1 rRNA gene is annotated in these 1,146 nt (G+C 65.3%); it reads left to right on the forward strand.

The window, feature by feature from the left end:
* Positions 1-111, forward strand: a 5S ribosomal RNA gene (gene rrf, locus ACSEEN_RS21410); the annotation flags it as partial.
* Between the last annotated feature and the right edge of the window lie 1,035 nt (positions 112-1,146).

A 1,146-nucleotide genomic window follows, 5' to 3' on the forward strand; every position in this document is an offset into this window, starting at 1 on the left:
GGCTATAGCGGAGGGGAAACGCCCGGCTCCATTCCGAACCCGGAAGCTAAGCCCTCCAGCGCCGATGGTACTGCACTTTAGTCAGTGTGGGAGAGTAGGACACCGCCGAACACAACCTCAAGGGAAGGCCCCGAACCAGTCATGGTTCGGGGCCTTCCCGCATCCCCGGGCCAACAACCACACCAGCCACCGACGACAGACGCCCTCCGACCGCGTGTCGTCGCCGCGCTCCGCCACACACGCCCAGGAACGACGAAGCCCCGACCACGCTGCCAGGCCAGCAGAACCCGTGCCGCAGGCCAGCAGAACCCGCTTGACGGTCGAGTGAACCCGCATGACGGGCGAGGACGAAGTCGAGACCATATCGCCGCCCAGCCGAACCTCGATAACGGCCGAGCGAAGCCCGGACTTCACCCCTGACTAGGGATACTCGGCGCTCATCCCTCGGTTTCCCCAGCAAGCGGCTACCCGAACGATTGGGCGAAGAGCGGCACTCACCCTGGACATGCGAACTCCCGATGGTGGCCGAGCGGAGTCGAGACCACCCTGTATCCAGGAGCGGTGCCGGAGATGAGACCCGCTAACGCAGAGCTGTCCCGACCGGACTCCGGGGCCCTCGCGGTCTCGGGGAAATCGAGGGCTCACACCCAAAGCGCGCCCAGTAGGAGGTTCCGATTGACGAGCATGGGTGACCCCGGCGACCGTCGCGGGGTCACGACTCGATTCGACCGGCAGAAGGTCGTCGCCCCCATGCCAGGGGTGCCCGGCACCCATAGCTCGTTCTTGCCCTCTCAACAATGAGGGCCAGAACGAGGAACCGGGAGAAAGGGCGAGAGTCTCGGAGCCGGGCCACTGCTATCCGGCCAAGCCCACCTCCGGACACGGGGATGGTCTCGACTCCGCTCGACCATCATGAAGTTGCGTACGACGGGCATGGTTCGTTGAGGTGCTGCTCGACCACCACAAGGTCCACGACCGGGACCGCAATTGCCGCCCCCGTGCCAGGAGTGCCCGGCACCTGTCAACGGCGGGTGAAATCTGACCCCCTATCGACGTCTGAAACCTGACCCCCTTTGATGGTTGGTTACTGCTGTTCGCCCGGTTCGGGCGAAGTTGTGAGGAGCTCCCGTCGGGAGCGGGTCCGGT

This window comes from Gordonia marina, assembly GCF_052036135.1.
Taxonomy (GTDB): Bacteria; Actinomycetota; Actinomycetes; order Mycobacteriales; family Mycobacteriaceae; genus Gordonia.